The 22,643-nt window shown below is 49.6% G+C and carries 18 protein-coding genes; 16 read left to right on the top strand and 2 right to left on the bottom strand.

All coding sequences use genetic code 11. The annotated features are described in order from the left end of the window. Positions 1–26 precede the first annotated feature (26 nt). The 7 genes from DW819_RS05175 (at position 27) to DW819_RS05145 (ending at position 9,772) form a co-directional block, all read left to right on the top strand. A complete protein-coding gene (locus tag DW819_RS05175) occupies positions 27–2,309 on the top strand; it encodes a hydratase (RefSeq protein ID WP_118732384.1) in 2,283 nt (760 codons plus the stop codon). Positions 2,310–2,496: 187 nt separating this feature from the next. After that, positions 2,497–3,435: a LysR family transcriptional regulator gene (locus DW819_RS05170; protein WP_118732383.1), complete on the top strand. Its 939-nt coding sequence runs from the start codon at positions 2,497–2,499 to the stop codon at positions 3,433–3,435. Between the two features lie 112 nt (positions 3,436–3,547). Next, positions 3,548–5,503, top strand: a complete 1,956-nt coding sequence (locus tag DW819_RS05165) for an aconitate hydratase (RefSeq protein ID WP_118732382.1) — start codon at positions 3,548–3,550, stop codon at positions 5,501–5,503. 82 nt (positions 5,504–5,585) lie between these two features. Beyond that, positions 5,586–6,905: a 2-hydroxycarboxylate transporter family protein gene (locus DW819_RS05160; protein ID WP_118732381.1), complete on the top strand. Its 1,320-nt coding sequence runs from the start codon at positions 5,586–5,588 to the stop codon at positions 6,903–6,905. Positions 6,906–6,953: 48 nt separating this feature from the next. After that, the gene (locus DW819_RS05155; RefSeq protein ID WP_118732380.1) at positions 6,954–7,868 is read left to right on the top strand and encodes an alpha/beta hydrolase; all 915 of its coding nucleotides are present in this window, start codon (positions 6,954–6,956) and stop codon (positions 7,866–7,868) included. A 117-nt stretch (positions 7,869–7,985) separates the two neighbouring features. Further along, a complete protein-coding gene (locus tag DW819_RS05150) occupies positions 7,986–9,476 on the top strand; it encodes a C69 family dipeptidase (RefSeq protein ID WP_118732379.1) in 1,491 nt (496 codons plus the stop codon). Positions 9,477–9,526: 50 nt separating this feature from the next. After that, positions 9,527–9,772: a LysR family transcriptional regulator gene (locus DW819_RS05145; RefSeq protein WP_118719619.1), complete on the top strand. Its 246-nt coding sequence runs from the start codon at positions 9,527–9,529 to the stop codon at positions 9,770–9,772. Positions 9,773–9,859: 87 nt separating this feature from the next. Here the strand turns inward: DW819_RS05145 and DW819_RS05140 are convergent, their stop codons facing one another. After that, a complete protein-coding gene (locus DW819_RS05140; protein ID WP_182432570.1) occupies positions 9,860–10,780 on the bottom strand; it encodes a LysR family transcriptional regulator in 921 nt (306 codons plus the stop codon). 215 nt (positions 10,781–10,995) lie between these two features. Here DW819_RS05140 and DW819_RS05135 point away from each other — a divergent pair, with 215 nt between their 5' ends. The 4 genes from DW819_RS05135 to DW819_RS05120 all read left to right on the top strand — a co-directional run bounded on the left by DW819_RS05135 (position 10,996) and on the right by DW819_RS05120 (position 16,223). After that, a complete protein-coding gene (locus tag DW819_RS05135; RefSeq protein WP_118732377.1) occupies positions 10,996–12,168 on the top strand; it encodes an isocitrate/isopropylmalate family dehydrogenase in 1,173 nt (390 codons plus the stop codon). Positions 12,169–12,317: 149 nt separating this feature from the next. After that, positions 12,318–13,190 (top strand): MurR/RpiR family transcriptional regulator, encoded by an 873-nt coding sequence (locus tag DW819_RS05130; RefSeq protein ID WP_118532289.1) that lies wholly within the window; start codon positions 12,318–12,320, stop codon positions 13,188–13,190. A gap of 186 nt (positions 13,191–13,376) precedes the next feature. Continuing rightward, the gene (pfkB, locus tag DW819_RS05125) at positions 13,377–14,297 is read left to right on the top strand and encodes a 1-phosphofructokinase (RefSeq protein WP_118732376.1); all 921 of its coding nucleotides are present in this window, start codon (positions 13,377–13,379) and stop codon (positions 14,295–14,297) included. A 3-nt stretch (positions 14,298–14,300) separates the two neighbouring features. Then, positions 14,301–16,223 carry a fructose-specific PTS transporter subunit EIIC gene (locus DW819_RS05120; protein ID WP_118732424.1) on the top strand — a complete coding sequence of 641 codons (1,923 nt, stop codon included), beginning with the start codon at positions 14,301–14,303 and terminating at the stop codon, positions 16,221–16,223. Positions 16,224–16,346: 123 nt separating this feature from the next. On the opposite strand, the gene DW819_RS05115 is transcribed toward DW819_RS05120, so the two are convergent. Further along, positions 16,347–17,012 carry a hypothetical protein gene (locus DW819_RS05115; protein WP_182432569.1) on the bottom strand — a complete coding sequence of 222 codons (666 nt, stop codon included), beginning with the start codon at positions 17,010–17,012 and terminating at the stop codon, positions 16,347–16,349. Positions 17,013–17,250: 238 nt separating this feature from the next. Between DW819_RS05115 and DW819_RS05110 the strand changes: the two genes are divergently transcribed. From DW819_RS05110 to DW819_RS15905, 5 genes are all read left to right on the top strand, one after another. Then, on the top strand, positions 17,251–18,375 hold the full coding sequence (locus tag DW819_RS05110) for a PrpF domain-containing protein (RefSeq protein ID WP_118732374.1): 1,125 nt from the start codon (positions 17,251–17,253) through the stop codon (positions 18,373–18,375). Between the two features lie 47 nt (positions 18,376–18,422). Next, entirely contained in the window at positions 18,423–20,690 is a 2,268-nt protein-coding gene (locus tag DW819_RS05105) for a hydratase (protein WP_118732373.1), read from the top strand. 15 nt (positions 20,691–20,705) lie between these two features. Then, the gene (locus DW819_RS05100; RefSeq protein WP_118732372.1) at positions 20,706–22,121 is read left to right on the top strand and encodes an MmgE/PrpD family protein; all 1,416 of its coding nucleotides are present in this window, start codon (positions 20,706–20,708) and stop codon (positions 22,119–22,121) included. 13 nt (positions 22,122–22,134) lie between these two features. After that, a complete protein-coding gene (citD, locus tag DW819_RS05095; protein ID WP_118732371.1) occupies positions 22,135–22,437 on the top strand; it encodes a citrate lyase acyl carrier protein in 303 nt (100 codons plus the stop codon). Next, positions 22,434–22,643 (top strand): aldolase/citrate lyase family protein (locus tag DW819_RS15905; protein WP_243025599.1); only part of this gene is annotated, 210 nt, incomplete at its 3' end. The genes citD and DW819_RS15905, both read left to right, overlap by 4 nt.

The raw sequence follows: 22,643 nt of genomic DNA, 5'->3' as shown, positions 1-22,643 counted from the left end.
CACACAGTCACAGGAGGAGAGTTCGTATGGTTAAGTTACACGATGGCGGAGTTTATCTCGTAAACGGTGAGACCCTGGTTCCGGAGGCAGAGGCTGCAAAGGTTGAGCAGATGACCGGAAAAGCGGTTGCAAAAGAGGAGGCTAAGAAAGGTACCATTGCTTATGGCATCATGAAAGCGCACAATCAGTCCGATACCATGGATAAGCTTCAGATTAAATTTGATGCAATGGTTTCTCACGATATTACCTTTGTTGGTATTATCCAGACCGCCCGGGCATCAGGAATGGAAAAGTTCCCGCTTCCTTACGTTTTAACCTGCTGCCATAACTCTTTATGTGCAGTTGGCGGAACCATCAATGACGACGATCACTATTTTGGCCTTTCTGCGGCAAAGAAGTATGGCGGCCTTTTCGTTCCGCCGCACGTAGCAGTATGTCATCAGTACATGCGCGAGTGCTTTGCAGGCGGCGGCAAGATGATCCTGGGCTCTGACTCCCATACCCGTTACGGTGCACTGGGTACCATGGCCATCGGTGAGGGCGGCGGTGAGCTGTCCAAGCAGCTGTTGAAGCAGACTTACGATGTTGCTTATCCGGGCGTGATCGCAATCTACTTAACCGGGAAACCACAGCCGTTCGTAGGACCGCACGATATCGCACTCGCCATCTGCGGCGCTGTTTACAAAAATGGCTATGTAAAGAACAAAGTAATGGAGTTCGTAGGACCTGGCGTTTCTTCTATGACAACTGACTACCGTAACGGTGTGGATGTTATGACCACCGAGACCACCTGCCTGTCCTCTATCTGGAGAACCGATGATGATACCAAGGCATTCCTGGAGAAACATCACCGCGGGGATGAGTTTAAGGAGCTGAATCCGGAAGCAGTTGCTTACTACGATGGCTGCGTAGAGATCGACTTAAGCACCATCAAGCCGATGATTGCACTGCCGTTCCATCCGTCTAATGCTTTTGAGATTGATTACCTGTATGAGAATCTTGAAGACATTCTGCGCGAGACCGAGAAGGCAGCTGACCAGATTGCAGAGGGAAGAGCACACTTTACTTTACTTGACAAAATTACCAAAGATGGTAAACTTCAGGTACAGCAGGGTATCATCGCAGGCTGTGCAGGCGGCAACTACACCAACGTGGTAGAGGCTGCCCATGCATTAAAGGGCAAAAATATCGGAGATGGCGAGTTCTACCTGTCCGTATATCCGTCTTCCCAGCCGGTTTACACCGATCTGGACCGCAAGGGTCTGTTAGCAGACTTGATGGATGCAGGTGCGATCATCCGTTCAGCCTTCTGCGGACCGTGCTTCGGCGCTGGCGATACTCCGGCAAACAATGCACTTTCCATCCGTCATACCACCAGAAACTTTCCGAATCGCGAAGGTTCCAAGCCGGGTAACGGACAGATGTCCGCAGTGGCTCTTATGGATGCACGCTCCATCGCTGCAACCGCAGCAAATGGCGGTAAGCTGACTTCAGCAGAGACTATGGACTGCTGGGGCGATATTCCGGAGTACAATTACGAGGATCGCGCTTACAAGGCAAGAGTATACAACGGTTACAACAAGGCAGAGGAAGATTCTGAGCTGCGCTTTGGTCCGAACATCAAAGACTGGCCAGAGATGGAGGCACTTTCTGAGAATATCCTTTTAAAGGTTTCCTCCAAGATCCTGGACGAAGTAACCACCACCGATGAGCTGATTCCGTCCGGTGAGACTTCTTCCTTCCGCTCTAATCCGTTAGGACTGGCTGAGTTTACCCTGTCCAGACGTGATCCGGAGTATGTTGGCCGTGCGAAGGCAGTTCAGGCTATGGAGAACGAACGTCTTGCAGGCAAGGTAAACGCTGAGATCGCAGAGGTGATCAAGGTGGTTAACACCATTCCGGGCCAGGAAGCTGTCAAAGCTGAGGACGTTGAGATTGGTTCCACTATCTACGCAAATAAGCCGGGTGACGGTTCTGCGCGTGAGCAGGCAGCATCCTGCCAGAGAGTCCTGGGCGCTCTTGCAAACATCACCCAGGAATACGCAACCAAGCGTTATCGTTCCAACTGCATGAACTGGGGTATGCTTCCGTTCCACTTAAAGGGTGAGCCGACCATGTTCGAGGTAGACGATTACATCTATGTTCCGAATGTGCGCACTGCATTAGAAGGTGATCTGGCAGACATTCCGGCTTATGTCATCAAAGATGGCAAGGCAGAGGAAATTCATCTTTACATCCAGCCGATGACAGAGAACGAGCGCAAGATCGTAAGGGCAGGCTGTCTCATCAACTTTAACAGAAACAAATAATCAGCAAGGATTCCTCATCTGATACAGATGGCGGAAGAAACAATAGACTGAAAGAATGAAACGATAGAAACAGATAAGATTCCCACCGTTTTACGGCTTATCTGCTACTATAAAACTCCTTATGTAAGTGTAAGAACAAAATGGGGCTGTCTGGACAGGCAGCTCCGTTTTGTAGTTGGAGGAAACGATGGAATTAAAACAATTTACCTATGTCCGCCAGGTGGCGGAGTCTGGAAGTTTTACAAAAGCCGCTGCGGAGCTTTTCATCAGTCAGCCGGCGCTCAGCAATTATGTCAGTAAAGTAGAGGAAGACCTTGGCGTGAAGCTGTTTGACCGGTCTGCAAATCCGCTGAAACTGACTTACGCGGGAGAACAGTATGTAAAACGTGCCAAAGCAATCCTGGGGCAGATGGAAGAGATGAACCGGGAACTTAGGGACATCACCCATCATATGACAGGGCGTCTGCGGATCGGGTTTCCGAGTGAGCGGATCGTGTACATGCTGCCGCTTCTTTTAAAACCGTTAAAGGACCGCTATCCAGGCATTGATGTAGAAGTTTCTACGGGTCCTGGAAACCAGCTGATTGCGGACTTGAAAGCGGGCAATGTGGATTTTGTGTTTTTGCCGTATTGGACCCCGTTAAAAGATATTGTTCAGGTAGAAGTTTCGCAGGAAGAGCTGGTGCTGGTTGCCGCAAAAGAATATTTGAACGAATCCTGTTTTCTGGACCGGGGAAAAAAGATCATTAACTGGAAAGAAGCAGCAAAACTGCCGCTTATTACCTTGAAAAAAGGACATGCACTGCGTTCGAGCGTAGATGTTTTGTATGCCAATGCGGAAGTGAAGCCAAACATTTTCTTTGAATCGCACAGCAATATGTTGTCCTACCGTCTGGCAGCCCAGGGGCTTGGCGTGGCAATCATTCCGGAGATTACGCTGGAACTGATGGAAGGTGGCATGGAGGCGGATGTTTATCATCTTTCCGTTACGCCGGTTCAGTGGCCGGTCATGGCATTGTACCGGGAAGGCTGCTATATCGGAGAAGTGGAACAGGCACTTTTGGATATTGCGAAAGAAACCATGCAGGCTCATAAGAAAAAGTTATGGACTTCATTTGCAAAATGAAATTTTACTTATAATCAGTACCCACTTATAATGAACTCAGAAGTTGAGAATCAGTTACTGTTTGCGGTTGTATGAACAGTAACCAGAGTCATTTAAGGAGGGTACTTTTTTCATGGGAAAGAATCTGACAAGAAAAATCCTGGAGAGTCATCTGGCAAAGCCGTCTGCCATGAATCCGGGCGATGAGATCTATGTAAAGGTGGATCAGACTTTGACACATGACATCAATGCGGTGATGACGTATCTGGCGTTTGAGGCCATTGGTCTGGACCGGACGCAGGTGGAGACCAGCGTGAGCTATCTGGACCACAACCTGTTATATCTGGATAACAAGACGCCGGATGACCACATTTATCTGCAGTCTGTGGCAAAGCGTTATGGTGTGCATGTTTCCAGACCGGGCAACGGAATCTGCCATGCGGTACATGTAGCGAGATTTGGTGTTCCGGGCAAGCTGAGCATGGGTGGTGACAGCCACACACCGCACGGTGGTTCCATCGGCATGCTGTGCATCGGCGTGGGTGGTATGGACGTGGCAACGGCAATGACCGGTGTTCCGATGCGTCTGAAAATGCCGCAGATCATCAAGGTTAATTTAAAAGGCCACTTAAAACCGGGCTGCAACGCCAAGGAGATTATCTTGGAGATGCTTCGCCGGGTTGGCATCAAGGGCGGCCTTGGAAAAGTATTTGAGTATGTAGGAGAGGGTGCTGCAGGTTTGGAGGTTGCAGAGCGTGCGACCATCACGAACATGGGCGCGGAGATGGGCGCGACCACTTCCATTTTCCCGGCAGATGAGCAGGTGCGCAAATTTATGAGGGCACAGGGCCGGGAAGACCAGTATGTGGAGATGATTCCGGATGCAGATGCCGAATACGATGGCGAGATGGAGCTCAACCTGGATGAGCTGGAACCGCTGATCGCTTGCCCGCATCAGCCAGATAATGTGATGCCGTTAAAGGATGCGGAGAAGAAAAAAGTACAGCAGGTATTCATCGGAAGCTGTACGAATGCAAGTTATTCCGATATCGCGAAAGTTGCGCTGGTATTACAGGGCAGACATGTCAATGAGGATGTGAGCTGCACCTGCGCGGTTTCTTCCAAACAGGTTTATAAGCAGCTGCTGCGTGACGGATATCTGGAGATGCTGATCGATGCCGGTGTGCGGATTCTGGAGACCGCCTGCGGCCCGTGCTGTGCAATCGGCCAGTCACCGGCTACCAAGGGCGTGGCTGTGCGAACCTCCAACCGGAACTTCAAGGGACGCGCCGGTAACCCGACTGCGGAGATTTATCTGGTAAGTCCGGAGAGTGCGGCAGCAACTGCCATTCTTGGAACCTTTGCAACCGCAGAAGATATTCTGGGCGAAGATGTCGCAAAACTGGCAGAGATTCATGAGCCGGAAGTCTATCCGGTCGATGATTCCATGATCATCAAACCGCTTCCGGAGGAAGAGGCAAAGAAAGTTGAAGTGGTAAAAGGACCGAACATCAAATTCCTTCCGGTTCCGGAGCAGCCGGCCGAGCATCTGTGCGTTCCGGTCAGCTTAAAGACGGTGGACAACATCACAACCGATGATATTATCCCGGCCAGCGCCGAGTTCTCCAGCATGCGCTCTAATATTCCGCTTATGAGCCAGTACTGTTATCACCGCTACGATCCGGAGTTTGCGGCAAGGGCAAAAGAGATGGGACAGAGCATCATCATCGGCGGCGAGAACTATGGTCAGGGATCTTCCCGCGAACACGCAGCCATCAACCCGATGTACCTGGGCGTGCGCGCCGTGATCGCAAAGAGCATTGCGCGTATCCACAAGGGCAATCTGATCAATCACGGCATTATCCCGATGATCTTTGAGGATCCGGCAGATTACGACAAGATCGAGCAGGGGGACGAACTGGAAATCAACGGACTGTTAGAGCAGATGCAGACGAAAGAGGTGGAAGTGCGCGACAATACAAAGGGTGTGACATTCAAGGCGCGTCTGGAACTTTCTGACAGTGAGCTGGAGGTGATTTCCTGCGGCGGACAGCTGCGATATCTGAAGAAGCAGTTGGGAAGAGAATAAAACTTCTGTCGTTAACAGAAAATGACCGGGTCGATGCACGTGCATTGGAAACGGACAGAATAAAAATCAAAGGAGAAGAAACATGGGCGAGGAAAAGAAAAAAAGCTTGGCAGAGGAATTAAAAGAATTGGGCGGTCTTCCGTGGTGGCTGTATCTGATCTGTACAGCAGTTGTTCTTGCGGTAGCATTTACGGATACACTTGGGTATGATGCGATGGCCTTTATTGCCGTAACAACGGCTCTGGCCATTATCCTGAATAAATTTGGTAAGATTCTTCCAATCTGGAATACGTATATCGGCGGTGGACTGCTGATGGTATTCTTTGGCACGGCTGTATTGAAACAGCTGAATCTGATTCCGGATGGTTATGTAGAACTGATCGGTAATATGGTTCAAGGGGATGTAAATATTTTAAGCGTGTTTATTATTTCCCTGATCATGGGTTCAATCCTTTCTCTTGACAGAAAGGTCCTGCTCCGCAGCTTCGGTGGATACATTCCAACAATTTTAGGTGGTCTGGCTGGTGCAGCAGTGCTGGGCAGTGCGATTGGTCTTGTGTTTGGCGTAAAACCAATCGATATGGTGATTAAGTATGTTCTCCCAATCATGGGCGGAGGCAATGGCGCGGGTGCGGTTCCGCTCTCCCAGATTTATGAGCAGATCAGTGGTGAGCCAGCGGCAAACTATTATTCTTTTGCTATCATTATTTTAACAATTGCAAACTTATTCTGTATTATCGCGGGAGCATTGTTAAACCGTCTGGGACAGATGAAACCGTCCTTAACCGGAGATGGAACGAACATTATGCCGGTAGACAGTAAACTGATTAAGGAAGATGTAAAAATTAAGGTTACACTGAACGATTATACAGGGGCATTGCTTTTATGTGGTACGATTTATGCGGTTGGCCGTTTATTCAGTAAGGTGCTTCTTCCGACCGTTCTTGGTGCACAGATCCATACATTTGCGTACAGCATTATTTTTGTAGTAATTTTAGCAGCACTTGGCATTGTACCGGCGAATATTCGTGTAGCTGCCAAAAATATGCAGGGCTTTATGGTATCGGTTGTTGGTCTGATGTGCATGGTTAGCATGGGTGTGGATTTTGACCTGGCAGAGCTGGCATCTGCCTGCAGTCCGGCCAATCTGCTGATTGCATTTGTAATCGTATTAGGAGCCATCCTTGGCAGTGCCCTGGTTGGCAAACTGGTTGGATTTTATCCGATTGATGCAGCAGTTACAGCCGGTCTTTGCATGGCAAACCGCGGTGGATCAGGCGATATCGCAGTACTCGGTGCAGCACACAGACTGGATCTGATCAGCTACGCACAGCTTTCTAGCCGTGTAGGCGGTGGAATCGTGCTGATCATTGCATCATTTTTCTTCTCATTCTTCCTGTAAAACAGAAGAAAATCAGGTATTGGAGTTGCAGAAAGGTGGAGGGTAACAATGAGTCGGATTTGGAAAGAATTAAACGTATCGCCGGAAGAACAGAAGCTGGCGGAAGAAATCATCAATTCTGGTGCGGGGAAAACGCTCGGTCAGGAAGCATTGAACCAGTTTCATGTAAGAAAAGAATGGAATATGGAAATTGAAACTTCGGTCGGAAAGACTCTGGTACATATGTATCAGGATCAGCCGGAAACAAAGAAAAGTGCGCTGTTTATTAATGTCCACGGCGGTGGGTTTATCAAAGGACGGAGAGATCAGGATATCGTGTTCTGCAGAAACTTTGGAAGCAGAAGCGGATGTATCATAGCAGACATTGATTATATTCCGTCTCCAGCGATGCGTTATCCTGGTCAGGTTTATGCATGTTATGAGGTGCTTCAGTATTTTGCGGAACATGCAGAAGAACTGCATATTGACCGGAATTGGATTGCTATGGGAGGACACAGTGCCGGTGGAAACCTGACGCTTGCTAGTGTTTTGATGGCGATTGACAAAGGAGCATTCGTTCCGTCTTTACAGATTCTGGATTATCCTGGTCTGGATATGGCAACTCCTGCAATCGAAAAGCGTAATGGGGACAGTAACCCACGCATTCCGGCATGGAAGTCTGATTTTTATAATAAGATGTATGTGAATCCAGAAGATGCCCATGAGGTATACTGCAGCCCTGCATTTGCAACGGATGCGCAGATTCAGAAAATGCCTCCTACAGTTTTAATCTATTGTGACAATGATGTGTTCTGTGATGAAACAGAGGTATTTGCGGGACGCCTTTTAAAGGAAGGAGTTCCGGTTTATGCAAGAAGATTTTTCCACAGCAATCACGGATTTACGGTGCAGAGAAAAGGGGAATATGAGCAGGCGGAATCCATGATTTTACATGCGCTTGCTGCAATGAAATCAGAAAATTAAATTTAACGATGGACCCTGGTAAGTCAGAAATGATTTATCCGGGTCTTTTCATTGTTTTTTTCTGTATCCTGCGGTAAGATTGTTACATAGAAAAATTGACATCAGGAGGATACAAACATGGCTTGTACAACGATTCTTGTAGGAAAACATGCATCTTATGACGGATCCACCATGATCGCCCGAAACGATGATTCCGGTTCCGGTCATTTCACCCCGAAGAAATTTGTGGTGATCCACCCAGAGGAGCAGAAGCGGACATACCGTTCTGTGCTGTCCCATGTGGAAGTGGAACTTCCGGAGCATCCGTACCAGTTTACGGCAGTGCCGAATGCGGTAGCCGGAAAGGGGATCTGGGCGGCCAGCGGCGTGAATGAGAAGAACGTGGCTATGACGGCCACCGAGACAATTACCTCCAATCCCCGGGTACTTGGCGCAGATCCTCTGGTGGAATACCAGCCTGCGGAGGACGGGAAAGAGGAAGTGCCGGGCGGCATCGGTGAGGAAGATATTGTATATCTGGTGCTTCCTTACATCAACAGTGCAAGGGAAGGTGTGCTTCGCCTGGGAAGCCTTCTGGAGACCTACGGAACCTATGAGAAGAATGGCATTGCATTCCAGGATCAGGATGAGATCTGGTGGCTGGAGACGATCGGAGGGCATCACTGGATCGCAAAGAAAGTTCCGGATGATCGGTATGTGGTGATGCCGAATCAGTTTGGTATGGATGAATTTAATCTGGAGGATGCGTTTGGCGAACAGAGAGAGCACCTTTGCTCTGCAGATTTAAGAGAGTTTATCGAGAAGAATCATCTGGATCTGCGCCTGGATGAGGAGAGTGTGTTCTGCCCGCGGGATGCATTCGGAAGCCACACCGATTCAGATCATGTATACAATACGCCCCGTGCCTGGTATATCGAGCGTTGCTTAAATCCGCATACCTTCTCCTGGGATGGAGCAGATGCAAAGTACGGACCGGAATCCGATGATATCCCGTGGAGCCTGGTGCCGGAGAAAAAGCTGACCGTGGAGGATGTTAAATACGTGCTTTCCACCCATTATCAGGGCACACGGTATGATCCGTATGTCCATAGCGGAGATCTTTCGGAGCGTGGCAAATACCGTGCGGTTGGCATTAATCGAAATGACTTTGTGGCTGTGATCCAGATGCGCCCAGATCAGCCGGAGGATGCGGCTGTAATCCAGTGGCTGGCCTTTGCCTCAAACGCATTCAATGTACTGGTGCCGTTTTATGCACGTGTTTCCGGAACTCCGGAGTATCTTTCCAATACCACAAAAGAGGTTTCTACCGATAATTTCTACTGGAACAGCCGTCTCATTGCTGCCATGACTGATGCCTCCTACGGAACATCCATTGTCCATGTGGAGCGTTACCAGCTGGCGGTTCAGTCGGATGCGTATGCAATTCTGCATAAGTACGATGCGCTGATGGAGCAGACTGAGGATGCACAAGAACGCCGGATCCTGCGGGAAGATGCAAACCGGGAGATCGCACAGATGTTAAAGAAAAAGACGGCAGACACCCTAGATAAGGTTCTGTTTGAATTGAGCAGTCAGATGAAGAATGCTTTTTCCAGATCGGATAACTAGTGTGCAAAGAAATCTTGTTTGGAGTGCAGGATCGAATTGGGGAAAAGTCTATGAATGAGAAAGAACTTCGCTATATGAAATGCATCGCGGAGGCAGGAAGTATCCAAAAAGCAGCGGTTCTGCTTCGGAAGAATCCTTCTTCCTTAAGTCGTGCGGTGCACCGTGTGGAGGAAGATATGGATATTATCCTTTTTAAGCGGACTCCAGAGGGCCTGCGGCCGACGCAGGAGGGAGAACTCTACCTTCAGGCGGCGGGAGAGATTCTTTCCATGTATGATGAGTTAAAAGAAAAATAGGATGATATAGCAAAAATAGATGGTGGCAACAGTTCATCAAATGATTGAAAAGCCGATATCTGTAAAAAAAATCCAACCGGCGAAGTATTACACTTCGTCTGGCTGGATTTTTTCTTTTAGAAAACGGATAAATTCTTTTGCACACCGGGAAAGCGAGCGTCCGTCCGGGTAGCCGATGACCAGCTTCCAGGATGCGTTTAATGACGGATCCAGTGGATAGCAGGCGAGGTTTTCAACACCGGAAAAAAGATTCAAATAAGAATGCGGGAGAAAGGTGATCCCCATACCGGCAGCAGCCAGGCGTTTGGCTGTTTCCATATTTTTTGTGGTATAGCGGATATTGGGTTTGATGGAGAGTTGGGACAGAATCGAGTCTGCCACCTGCCGCAGCTTTTGTCTGCTTGCTACCATGAGGAAAGGTTCTTGTTCCAACGCTTTCAGATTGTAGATGCTTAAAGTGCGGTAGTCTGGAAATTGGTATTTATGGGCAAGCGTAAGCGGCATGACCAGATAGAAGTCATCTTCGGCTAACAGATCATAGTGGATGGCTTCATTGGGTGTTTCGTAGTGCATGACAGAAAAATCGAGTTTTCCGGACAGCATCAGTTTGTCCAGTTCCGTGGAGTTGTTTTCTTTAAACTGTACGGTAATGTCCGGATAAATCTGCTGGAAAGCAGGAAGGATCCTAGGCAGAAGATAGGCGCCAAGATTGAAGGGAATGCCAAAAGTCAGGCTTCCCTTACGCAGCTGGCGGTATTCGTCCAGATCGGTTTCCAGCTTCCTGTATCGGTCCAGGATATTTCTTGCAGTTTTCAAATAATGCTCTCCGAATGCAGTAGGAACCAGGCATTCCTGGGTACGCGAAAAGATCCGGGTGTCAAATTCCTGCTCGACTTTGTTTAAAGATTCGCTGAGAGATGGCTGGGAGATAAAGAGCTCCTGTGCAGCCCTTGTGATAGTTCCGTGTTCTGCAATGGTAAGCATATAGAGCAGTTCGTTTTGTGTCATGGAGAAACCTCCGGATATTCTGGGATGATATGGCTGGCATATGGTGCGACAGCAGTGTATGGTCATGCTATAGTTTGTATATTTCTATAGTTTAGTTTACCACACATCATGCAAAATTCCTATATGAGATATGCTGATTTATGTATTTTACCTATGAATAACTCCATGTTAAGATAAAACCATAACAAACAACGAGCATTCATGGAGGGAAAATCATGGAGAAGAATGTAGAGAACGTAAAAGCTGCACAGGAAAAATTCGGGGAGCTGATCCAGTCCGAGTTTGAGCGCATCGAGCGTATGAAAGCAGATAACGAGGTGACTGACTTTGATAAGCTCAAGAAGATCGTGATTGGCGTGCTCCCGGGCGATGGCATTGGCCCGATCATCATGAAGCAGGCACTTCGCGTATTAAATGATCTGCTGGCACCGGAAATCGCAAGCGGTCGTATTGAGATCCGCGAGATTGAGGGCATGACCATTGAGAACCGTGCCGCAAAGCTGCAGAGCCTTCCGAATGATGTATTCGAAGAGATCAAAAAATGCAACGTCATCATCAAAGGACCTATGGTTACCCCGCGTGCCGGCGAGCCGTGGCCGAACCTGGTATCCGCAAACAGCCTGCTGCGCCGTGGCCTGGAGCTGTTCGCAGCAGTCCGTCCGATCAAGATCCCGGACAAGAACATTGACTGGACCTTCTTCCGTGAGAACATTGAGGGTGAGTACATCTGGGGCAACAAGGGCATTCAGGTCAATGATGACCTGGCGGTTGACTTTAAGGTACAGACCAAACAGGGAAGTGAGCGTATCGCAAGAGCTGCCTTCGAATTTGCAAGAAAGAACGGCAAGAAGAACGTGACCATCGTAACCAAGGCGAACATTGTAAAGCTGGCTGACGGCAACTTTATCAAGGCTGTCCGCAAGGTTGGTGAGGAATATCCGGAAATCGAGATCCAGGAGCGTCTGGTTGATGCAATGTGTGCAAAGATGCTGGATCCGGAGTTCAACAAGGGAATTGAGGTTGTAGTTCTGCCGAACCTGTATGGCGATATCGTAACCGATGTAGCTGCAGAGCATCAGGGAGGTCTGGGAACCGCTTCCTCCTCCAACCTGGGCAACAAGTATGCGATGTTTGAGGCAATCCATGGAACCGCTCCGTTCCTGATCAACCATGGCAGAGGCGATTACGCAGATCCGTGTTCCCTGATCCGCGCTGCAGGCATGCTGATGGCTCACATCGGCTACGCTGACCGCAAGGAAATCCTGGAGAAGGCTCTGGATATCTGCACCATCACCGAGCGCAAGAAAGTCGTTACCACTGACGTGGACGGCGCAAGCGCAGCAGAGTTTACCGATTACCTGTTAGAGACCATCGATAAGATCAAATAATTCGAGTCTTCGTGTTCATATCCCTTCTTAAGAAAGCCTGCCGATTTTTTTCGGCAGGCTTTCTGCGTTATTTTTCGTTCCTTTTTTCTACGGCCTGTGCTATAGTATTAGATAAGAAACAAATTTACATGAAATTGGAAGTGGATGGAATGAATGAAGCACGAAATGCAACCTCTGTGATCTGTTCGGCTTATGACAGCTTTTTTGAGGCAGAGAAGAAGATTGCGGATTTTCTGATCGAGCATAAGGCAGAGGCAGCCGGAATGACGGTGGGAGAGCTGGCCAGGGCCAGCCAGACCAGCGACGCTACGGTGTCCCGGTTCTGCCGCCGCTGTGGGTTTAAGGGATTCCAGGATCTGAAACTGGCACTGACCCGGGAACTTCTGGAGGAGGCACACCGGGAACAGGAGGTCACCAATGAGATTGACCGTCATGATCTGGACCAGTCGTTAAAGAACATTCTGGCGAATAAGGTGGCGGAACTGACCGAAACAGTCCGGATGATGGACACAGACAATCTGGAAGCAATTTTACAAAAGCTGGAGCATGCACGGCTTGTACAGCTGGCAGCGGTGGGTAACACGCTCCCGGTGGCGCTGGACGGAGCGTTCAAATTCAGTCAGCTTGGAATTACGGCAGTAGCAGAAACAATCTGGGAAGCACAGACGGCTTATGCGTTTAATCTGGGGCCGGAGGATGTGGTGCTTATCATTTCCAACTCTGGTACCTCCAACCGTCTGCAGATTCTTGCGCAAGGCGCGAAAGAAAATGGTGCTGCGGTCATTCTGATCACCAACAACCCGGAGTCTCCGCTGGCACAGATGGCAGACTACCGCATCATCACGGCCACCCGGGAAAAGCTCTTTACCGAGGAGTTCTGGTTTTCCCGTGTTGCGGCTACGGCAGTCATGGAAATTTTGTATCTTCTCCTGATGGCAGGCATGCCGACGGCAGCCGGTCATGTGCGCCGGCATGAAAAAGCAATTTCTGCGGATAAACAGATGGAAAAACGGAAAGAATAGCATAGATATATTACACAAAAGAAAGATGGTATTCCTGTATATGGAGACCATCTTTTTGTGTTAAATGCTGAAAATCGGCACGAAAATAAGTTTCACGAAAAACACTATTGACGAAAATAAAAAATCATATTATGATTGATTCAACGATAAGAAATATATTTTCTTAAAACTAAGGAGAGATGACATATGATTTACACAGTAACCTTTAATCCGGCTCTGGACTATGTGATCGCTGTGGATCATTTTACACCGGGCCAGATCAACCGGACAAAGGAAGAAACCATGGTCTGCGGAGGAAAGGGCATTAATGTTTCAGCGCTGCTTGCAAACCTGGGCTATGAGAGTACAGCTCTTGGGTTTGTAGCCGGATTTACCGGAGAGGAGATTGTGAGGCGATGTCAGAAAGCCGGTTTTCATTCTGACTTTATCCGCGTAAAGGATGGTCTGTCACGCATCAACGTGAAGATGAAATCAGATGAGGAGACCGAGATCAACGGCATGGGGCCGGACATCACCGGAACAAATGTGGAGCTTTTGTTCGAACAGCTGAACGAGCTGAAAGCCGGAGATATTCTGGTGCTTTCCGGAAGCATCCCGTCCAGTATCCGCAGCAGTATTTATAAGGAGATCATGGAACGTCTCCAGGGCCGCGGTATTCAGATCGTGGTGGATGCGGAGAAAGCGCTTCTGATGGAGGTGCTTCCGCTTCATCCGTTTCTGATCAAGCCGAATAACCATGAGCTTGAGGCAATGCTTGGCAGAACACTCTCCACAAATGAAGATGTCCTGGCAGGTGCAAAAGAGCTGCAGGCATCAGGCGCCCGCAATGTTCTGGTGTCAATGGCCGGGGACGGGGCAGTGCTCCTGACAGAAGACGGAGCTGTTTACAGAGAGGGTGTCTGCCACGGAACTGTAGTAAATTCCGTAGGAGCAGGGGATTCCATGGTAGCCGGTTTTCTGGCAGGATACCTGAAAACAGGAGATTATGGTTATGCCTTAAAGCTTGGCACGGCAAGCGGAGGAGCGACTGCCTTTTCGCATGGAATCGGCAGCCGGGAAAAAATCATGGAACTGTTCACGCAGCTGAATAAAAAACAGAGGGAGTAAATGATGCGAATTACAGAATTGCTGAAGCAGGAAAGTATTGGACTGAATGTATCTGTATCCACAAAAGAAGAAGCAATTGACAAGCTGGTAGATCTCATGGCGGCCGGAGGACGGCTGAAGGACAAGGCCGGATATAAGGAAGGAATCCTTGCAAGAGAAGCACTTGGCAGTACCGGCATTGGCGGCGGCATTGCAATTCCGCATGCCAAGGTGGAGGCAGTAAAGGAGCCTGGACTGGCAGCTATGGTGGTGCCGGCAGGTGTTGATTATGAGGCGTTTGACGGTTCTTTGGCAAATATCCTGTTTATGATCGCGGCACCGGCGGAGGGCGCGGATGTGCATTTGGAAGCACTTTCCAGACTTTCCACACTGCTGATGAATCCGGACTTCATGGAAGGACTGTTAAAGGCGGAATCCAAGGAGGCCTTTTTAAAGGTGATTGATGATGCGGAGACCGCAAAATTTGGTGCAGAGGAAAAGAAAGAAAACGAAGAAAAAAAGAAAGCTGCAGGTTATCGTGTTCTGGCAGTTACCGCCTGTCCGACCGGCATTGCCCACACCTATATGGCTGCAGAGAGCCTGGAAAATATGGCAAAGAAGCTTGGAGTTTCCATTAAGGTGGAGACTGACGGATCCGGTGGTGCCCAGAACGTGCTGACAAAGGCCGAGATCGACTCTGCTGAGGCTATCATCGTGGCCGCGGACAAGAATGTCGGCATGGCGCGTTTCAACGGAAAATCTGTGATCCAGGTCCCGGTCGCAGATGGCATTCATAAGGCAGAGGAGCTGATCAAACGCGCGGTAAGCGGAAGTGTTCCGGTTTACCACCATCAGGAGGATGGCAGCGAAAGCAGCACTTCTGATGAGGGAAAGGACAGCATCGGACGTACGATTTATAAGCACCTGATGAATGGCGTATCTCATATGCTTCCGTTCGTGATCGGCGGCGGAATCCTGATCGCGCTGGCCTTCCTGCTTGATGATTATTCGATTGATCCTTCCAACTTTGGTAAGAATACACCGCTTGCAGCATACTTAAAGACCATCGGTGAGCAGGCCTTCGGTATGATGCTTCCGATCCTTGCCGGTTTCATTGCCATGAGCATCGCAGACCGTCCTGGCCTTGCAGTCGGCCTGGTGGCTGGCCTGATCGCGAAGATGGGATGCACATTCGCAAACCCGGCAGGCGGCGATGTGAACGCCGGATTTTTAGGAGCATTGTTTGCAGGCTTTGCAGGCGGTTATCTGGTGCTCGGTTTAAGAAAGCTGTTCTCGAAGCTGCCGAAATCCTTAGAGGGCATTAAGCCGGTCCTTCTGTATCCGGTTATCGGTATTTTCCTGGCAGCAGTGGTGACCACCTTTATCAACCCATATATGGGCATGATCAATGATGCGCTTACTGCCTTCTTAAACGGAATGGGTGGTACCAGCCGTATTCTGCTCGGAATGCTGCTCGGCGGCATGATGTCCATCGATATGGGTGGTCCGTTCAACAAGGCAGCCTATGTATTTGGAACGGCACAGCTGGCAGAGGGCAACTTTGAGGTGATGGCCTCTGTTATGGCAGGCGGTATGGTTCCTCCGATCGCCATTGCCCTGTGTACCACCTTTTTTAAGAAAAAATTTACCGAGAAAGAACGCCAGTCCGGCATTGTAAACTACGTGATGGGACTTTCCTTCATTACAGAGGGTGCCATTCCGTTCGCAGCTCAGGATCCGCTTCGTGTGATTCCGTCCTGTGCGATCGGAGCAGCAGTGGCAGGAGGTCTGTCCATGGCATTCGGATGTACGCTCAGGGCACCGCACGGCGGCATGTTTGTCCTGCCGACAATCGGCAATCCGCTTATGTATCTGGCGGCTGTGGCTGTCGGTTCCGCAGTGGGTTGTGTGATCCTGGGATTTTTAAAGAAGGACGCGGCGTCATAGGAGAGCAGGAAGCCTCCTGGTCTGGAAATATAGGGAGTATTTGCAGATAAAAAAACAGAACAAAAGAAAGAGAAGAGCCTGGCCCAGGGGAGAAATGGTCAGGCTCTTTTTTGCTATCGGAAACTAATATCTGCTGGAACCGGCAGTTACAACACGGGAACCGCCTTCGGTTCTGGTTTCCTGCGTGGTCTGGCTGTTTGGTTTTTTGTTCTGATTATTTGCCTCATCGCCAATGGTGAAGGAGTTTGCGGTATCCACATGGGTGGTACAGGTTCCGTTTGCATTGAAGGTGTAGGAAATACCGTTGATGGTGCGGGTGGTTCCTGCGTACATGACACCGGTAGACGGATCAAAGTAGTAGGTGTTTCCGTTGACATTCTGGAAACCGGTTTGCATCTTGCCGTCGGTTCCGAATAAGTACCAGCTGCCGCCGATTTCCATGGCAACGTTTAACGCACATTTTCCGGATTCCGGATAGAAATAGTAGCGGGAACCGCTTATGGTTCTCCAGCCGGTCCAGAGTGCACCGTCATCATTCATATAGTAGTAATCCTGATCCAGGTGAAGCCAGCCGGTAACCAGGCTGCCGTCGGAGAGGGCATAGTAGTATTTGTCGGAAGCAGTATCATGAATCAGACCAGTACCCAGAGAACCGTCTGCCTGGTAGTAGTAAAGCTTTCCGTTAGCTTTGGTCACTCCGGCTGCATAGGCGGTCATGTAGCTTCCAAACAGCATGGTTCCTGCAAGTCCTGCAAAGAGTGCTGCTTTTATCTTATGATTCTTTCTCATTTCTGAAATCCTCCATTTATGTAACATCTTTTTTGTTTCTATTATAAACCCTGGAATTGTTCCAGGGTCAAGTTTTTTCACCGATAGAAATCATTTCCCAAATTAGAATTGGATATTATAGAAACATTCCAAATGGTTATTGATAACGATAAAAATAGACCATTTTACTTTATGATATGGATAACGTATAGTAAAGATAACAAAAAACAGGTAGGAAATCTGAAAGGAGTTGTCGGTTATGTATATGAAAAAATATCCCTGCGTGTATATGCGCGGCGGCACAAGCAAGGCAGTATTCTTCCATGAAAAGGATCTTCCGGAGGATAAAAACCTCTGGGACGAAATCTTTCTGAAGGTGATGGGAACACCGGATGTCAAGCAGATCGATGGTATGGGAGGAACGGTTTCCTCAACCAGTAAGATTGCCATCATTTCTCCGTCTGACCGGGAGGATGTGGATGTCAACTACACCTTCAAACAGGTTGATATCGTGATTCCGCGTGTAGATGGAAGCGCAAACTGCGGCAATATCTCTTCTGCAGTCGGACCGTTTGCCATTGATGAAGGACTGGTTAAGGCCGTGGAGCCGATTACCGTAGTAAGAGTATTAAACACCAACACCAACAAGATCATCGAGGAGCATGTGCGGGTAGAAGACGGACATGCCATGGTACACGGCGATGAGGTCATCAAGGGGGTTCCGGGAACCGGATCCCGCATCGATATGTACTTTGAAGACCCGGCTGGTTCCAAGACCGGAAAGCTGTTCCCGACCGGAAACAAGCGTGATATCTTCGATGTTCCGGGATATGGCGAGATTGAAGTGACCGTACTGGACTGCTCTAACCCGATGGTATTTATCCGGGCAAAAGATCTGGGAATCAAGGGAACCGAGCTGGTGGAATTAAACCAGAATAAAGATGTGATGGAGCACATTGAGCGAATCCGCTGCATCGCTGCACAGAAATGTGGCTTTGTAGAGAACTGGGAGGACGCAAGAACCAAGTCCACCTCCGCACCAAAGGTTTCCATCATTTCCGAGCCGCAGGATTACACCGACATGGACAAAAACGAAGTAAAAGCAGAGTCCATGGATATCTGCTGCCGGGCCATTTCTGTAGGATCCCTGCACAAAGCTTATCCGATGACCGTTGCAGTCGGAACCGGGGCAGCAGCAAGAATCCCGGGAACCATTGTTAACGAGATCGCGAAACCGGCATCGGATCAGGATATCATTAAGATCGGTCATTCCAGCGGCGTGACGGAAGTTGACGTCAAGATGGACGGCGAGCGTGTCATCAAGGGCGGTGTGACCCGTACCGCAAGACGGATTATGGACGGCTGGGTTTATGTCAGAGACTGATTGATGCTAGTCTGCATTCGTTTGGAAAATGAAAGGAGAATATTCACATGGTAACCTTACATGAAGGAAAACAGTATATCGTAAATAACGATCATATCGCAACCGCGGAGGAGGCTGCAAAGCTTTCTGCCGAAGAGGGCAAGAAACAGACCCTGACCTATCAGGTTCTGGAAAAGCACAATCACTCTGATAACATGGAGCATCTGGAAATCAAATTTGATTCCATGGGTGTTTACGATAACACTTACGTTGGTATCTTACAGACGGCATACGCAAGCGGACTCAAAGAATTCCCGATGCCGTGTGTCTTCACCAACTGCCATAACTGCCTGTGCGCGGTAGGCGGAACCATCAATACCGATGTACATAAATACGCAGAGTCTGCCTGCAAGAAGTCCGGTGGCATCTTCGTTCCGCCGCATGAGGCAGTCATTCACCAGTACATGCGCGAGATGATCGTCAAATCCGGTGATATGTCTATCGTATCCGATTCCCATACCCGTTACGGTACCCAGGGTTCCGTATCCATCGGTGAGGGCGGCCCGGAGCTGGCAAAGGCAATGCTCGGAAAATATTATGAGATCGACTACCCGGAGGTTATTGGTGTGTTTATGACCGGAGCGCCGAAGCCGTGGGTAGGACCGATGGATGTGGCATTGAGCATCATTGGTAAGGTATTTAAGAACAATTTTGTAAAGAATAAGGTCCTGGAATTCATCGGACCTGGCGTTGGCAGTCTGTCCATGGATTTCCGTAACGGCATTGATACCATGACTACCGAGTCTGCCTGCCTTTCCTCTGTATGGGCAACCGATGACAAGGTCAAAGAGTACTTCGAGATCCACAAGCGTCCGAATGACTTTAAGCGTATGCAGCAGGGTGACGCAGCTCTGTATGACGGCATCGTAGAAATCAATCTGGATACCATCGTTCCGATGATCGCACTGCCGTTCCATCCGAGTAATGCCTACCCGTTAGCAGATGTGATCGCAGATCCGGAGAAATACCTTGGTATGGTAGAGAAAGAGGCAGAGCGCGTCTTTGAGAATAACAAGGACATCCACTTAGATCTGCGCTCCAAGATCCATAACGGCAAGATTAAGGTAGACCAGGCTGCCATCGCAGGCTGTGCTGCAGGCTCCTTTGAGAACATTTATGCAGTAGATCAGATCGCGAAGAAGTTAAATCACGGCCTTGGAACTTTCCCGTTAAACATCTACCCGGCATCCCAGCCGATCATGTATGAGTTAAACAAGATCGGTGTGCTGAATGACTTAATGAACTATGGTGCACGCGTGAAGACCGCATTCTGCGGACCGTGCTTCGGTGCTTCCGATGCTCCTGGCAACAACGATTTCTGTATCCGTCACAGCACCAGAAACTTCCCGAACCGCGAAGGCTCAAGCCCGGCAAACGGCCAGATCGCATCGGTAGCGCTGATGGATTCCAAGTCCATCGCGGCAACCGCATTCAACGGCGGCTACTTAACCTCTGCTGAGAGCTGCCCGGTTGAGTTCACAGTTCCGGCTTACGAGTTTAACAGCAACATTTACGATAACATCGTTTATAACGGTTATGGCAAGGCACAGCCGGAAACCGAGATCGTTTATGGTCCGTCCATCAAAGACTGGCCGCAGATGTCTGCCCTGACTGACAACCTGCTCCTTCAGGTGGCAAGTGTGATCCGCGATGAAGTAACCACCACCGATGAGCTGATCCCGTCCGGTGAGACGGCATCCTACCGTTCCAATCCGTACAAGATCTCTGAGTTCACCCTGATCCGGAAAGACCCGGAGTACGTCGGCAAGGCAAAAGCCGTTCAGGTCTATGAGAAAGCCCGTGTGGCAGGCGATGCAGCAAAGACTGCGGAAGTTTACGAAGTTTTAAAGGCAGTTGGCGTCAACGCACCAACGGAAGAACTCATGAAGACCACTGGAATCGGTTCTGTTCTGTATGCAAAGCGTCCGGGCGATGGCTCTGCGCGTGAGTACGCAGCAAGCTGCCAGAAGGTATTGGGTGGTCTGGCAAACATCTGCATCGAGTATGCAACCAAGCGTTACCGCAGTAACTGTGTAAACTGGGGCATGCTGCCGTTCACCTACCCGGATGACAACATCAATCTGGAGGTTGGCGAGTATGTATACCTGCCGGGCATCCGCAAGGCGGTAGAAGATGGTGTAACCAGGTTTGAGGCAACCATCATCGGAAAAGACGGAAGCACCCGTACCATGGAGCTGGAGTTAAACGGTGTAACAGAGGCAGAGAAGAAAGTACTTCTGGCAGGCAGCCTGATCAACTCTTACAAAGCAGAATAGAAATGGGGCGTGTGTATGTCGGATCTGCGGAAATTAGCACAATTTATTCATGACATCACATGGGACCAGTTGCCGGAGCGCGTGCGGGAAACTGCCGCGCTCCGCGTGCTTGATCTGGTCAGTGTGGCAGCCGGGGCGGCGAAAGATCCGCTGGTGGCAGCAGCGAAACAGGCACTGGGCGCGGTAAGCGGCTGTCCGGTGGAAATGCCTGGTGGCAATTTTGTTTCTGTCTGGGGCGATAGCCGGAAATATCCGCTGGCAACCGCCGCGATGTTAAATGCCATGCTGGCGCACACTCTGGAGCTGGACGATGTCCATACGGCATCTAAGACCCACGGCAGCGCAAGCCTGATCCCGGCCGCCTGGTCCTGTGCGGAGTATCTAGAAAAAAGTGGGAAAGAGTTCCTTCTGGCAGTGATCTGCGGCTATGAGACTGTGAACCGGGTAGGCATGGCATTTGGTGTGTCTGCGCATCGGAACCGGGGCTGGCATGCCACGGCAACCTGCGGCGTGTTTGGCTGCGCTGCTGCCTGCGCGAAGCTTCTGGATCTGAGCGTGGACCAGATCGTGTCAGCGCTTGGCATGGCGGGAACCCAGTCGAGTGGTGTCTGGGCCTTCCTGGGAGATGGAAGTAACTGCAAGATCCTGCATCCGGCGAGAGCTGCGGCAGACGGAATCGAAGCCGCCTTTCTGGCAAAGGCAGGCATGAGCGGACCGGAGCATATTTTTGACGCGAAGGATGGCGGACTCTTATATGCCATGTCGGACGGCGGGGATGCTTCGAAACTCAGCCAGGGACTGGGGGAAGTTTATGAGATCTTAAATATGGATATGAAGCCTTATCCATGCTGCAGGAGTGCCCACTGCGCGATCGATGCGGTTCTCGACATCCGCAGGCAGATGGAAGCGCGCATGGGTCTTACAATCCGTACGGAAGGCGAAGCTGAGATTCTGGCAGAACAGGTTCAGAAAGTCGAGATCGATACTTATCTGGTGGGCTATAAACAGTGTGCGGTCAGCGATGGCTGTTTGCATCCAAAGACGATTCTGGATGCAAAATTTTCCACGCCATATTCCGTGGCAGCAGCATTTCTTTACGGAACCGTGGCAATGGGACAATTTGAACCGGAAGTCGTGGAGAAGAAAGCCGTTCAGGATCTGCTGGCAAAAGTTATCGTGCAGCCGTCAGACCGTTTTACGGAACAGTACCCGAAACATTGGGGCTGTTTTATGAAACTGACCATGCAGGACGGCACCTGCTATGAGACAGAGGTGGAGGATCCGTCAGGAAGTGTGGCACGTCCGTTAAGCAGAGCGCAGGCCAGAAACAAGGCAGAAGAATTTCTGTCGGTGGTATGTCCGGGACGTGAGCAGGAGACCATAGAGAAAATTTTAAATCTTGCGGGGAGCGAAAGGCTTCCGGTGATATAAGGAGGAAAAAAGCATGTTAGTGAAGAAAGCTGCCATGGCAGGAACCCTGGAGTCCAGTGATGCCCAGGTTACTGTAGAGCCTGGAAATGGCACGGTAGAGCTTTCCATCGAGAGCAGTGTGATTCATCAGTTTGGAAAGCAGATCAAGGCAACGGTTCTGGAAACCTTAAACCGTCTGGAAGTAACCGATGCAAAGGTAACAGTGATAGACAAAGGAGCATTGGACTGCACCTTAAAGGCACGCGTTGAGTGTGCCGTATACCGCTCCAACGATATTACGGAAAATCTTCCATGGGGAGGTGCAATTCAATCATGAGCCATCCAAATAAGAAAAGACTGAGACGTTCCATGATGTTTTTAAACTGCCAGAAGCCGGGCTTGATCAAAGATCCGTACATCTACAAGCCGGATTCCATCATGTTGGATCTGGAGGACGCAGTAGCAGAGAACCAGAAAGATGCAGCAAGATATTCCTTATATCATGCACTGCAGGAGATCGATTACCGCGGAGTTGAGCGTGTA

Origin of the sequence: Clostridium sp. AM33-3, assembly GCF_003480315.1 — a bacterium.
Lineage (GTDB): Bacteria > Bacillota > Clostridia > Lachnospirales > Lachnospiraceae > Brotaphodocola.
The sequence above is the reverse complement of the archived record's forward strand: the minus strand, read 5'-3'. Positions and strand labels throughout refer to the sequence as shown.

Bases quoted from the DNA above. Each gene is read 5' to 3' on its own strand.
- DW819_RS05110 (WP_118732374.1), top strand. From the start codon at position 17,251: ATGTATATGAAAAAATATCCCTGCGTGTATATGCGCGGCGGCACAAGC.
- DW819_RS05160 (WP_118732381.1), top strand. From the start codon at position 5,586: ATGGGCGAGGAAAAGAAAAAAAGCTTGGCAGAGGAATTAAAAGAATTG.
- DW819_RS05155 (WP_118732380.1), top strand. From the start codon at position 6,954: ATGAGTCGGATTTGGAAAGAATTAAACGTATCGCCGGAAGAACAGAAG.
- DW819_RS05150 (WP_118732379.1), top strand. From the start codon at position 7,986: ATGGCTTGTACAACGATTCTTGTAGGAAAACATGCATCTTATGACGGA.
- DW819_RS05145 (WP_118719619.1), top strand. From the start codon at position 9,527: ATGAATGAGAAAGAACTTCGCTATATGAAATGCATCGCGGAGGCAGGA.
- DW819_RS05175 (WP_118732384.1), top strand. From the start codon at position 27: ATGGTTAAGTTACACGATGGCGGAGTTTATCTCGTAAACGGTGAGACC.
- DW819_RS05165 (WP_118732382.1), top strand. From the start codon at position 3,548: ATGGGAAAGAATCTGACAAGAAAAATCCTGGAGAGTCATCTGGCAAAG.
- pfkB (WP_118732376.1), top strand. From the start codon at position 13,377: ATGATTTACACAGTAACCTTTAATCCGGCTCTGGACTATGTGATCGCT.
- DW819_RS05100 (WP_118732372.1), top strand. From the start codon at position 20,706: ATGTCGGATCTGCGGAAATTAGCACAATTTATTCATGACATCACATGG.
- citD (WP_118732371.1), top strand. From the start codon at position 22,135: ATGTTAGTGAAGAAAGCTGCCATGGCAGGAACCCTGGAGTCCAGTGAT.
- DW819_RS05170 (WP_118732383.1), top strand. From the start codon at position 2,497: ATGGAATTAAAACAATTTACCTATGTCCGCCAGGTGGCGGAGTCTGGA.
- DW819_RS05130 (WP_118532289.1), top strand. From the start codon at position 12,318: ATGAATGAAGCACGAAATGCAACCTCTGTGATCTGTTCGGCTTATGAC.
- DW819_RS05135 (WP_118732377.1), top strand. From the start codon at position 10,996: ATGGAGAAGAATGTAGAGAACGTAAAAGCTGCACAGGAAAAATTCGGG.
- DW819_RS05115 (WP_182432569.1), bottom strand. From the start codon at position 17,012: ATGAGAAAGAATCATAAGATAAAAGCAGCACTCTTTGCAGGACTTGCA.
- DW819_RS05140 (WP_182432570.1), bottom strand. From the start codon at position 10,780: ATGACACAAAACGAACTGCTCTATATGCTTACCATTGCAGAACACGGA.
- DW819_RS05120 (WP_118732424.1), top strand. From the start codon at position 14,301: ATGCGAATTACAGAATTGCTGAAGCAGGAAAGTATTGGACTGAATGTA.
- DW819_RS05105 (WP_118732373.1), top strand. From the start codon at position 18,423: ATGGTAACCTTACATGAAGGAAAACAGTATATCGTAAATAACGATCAT.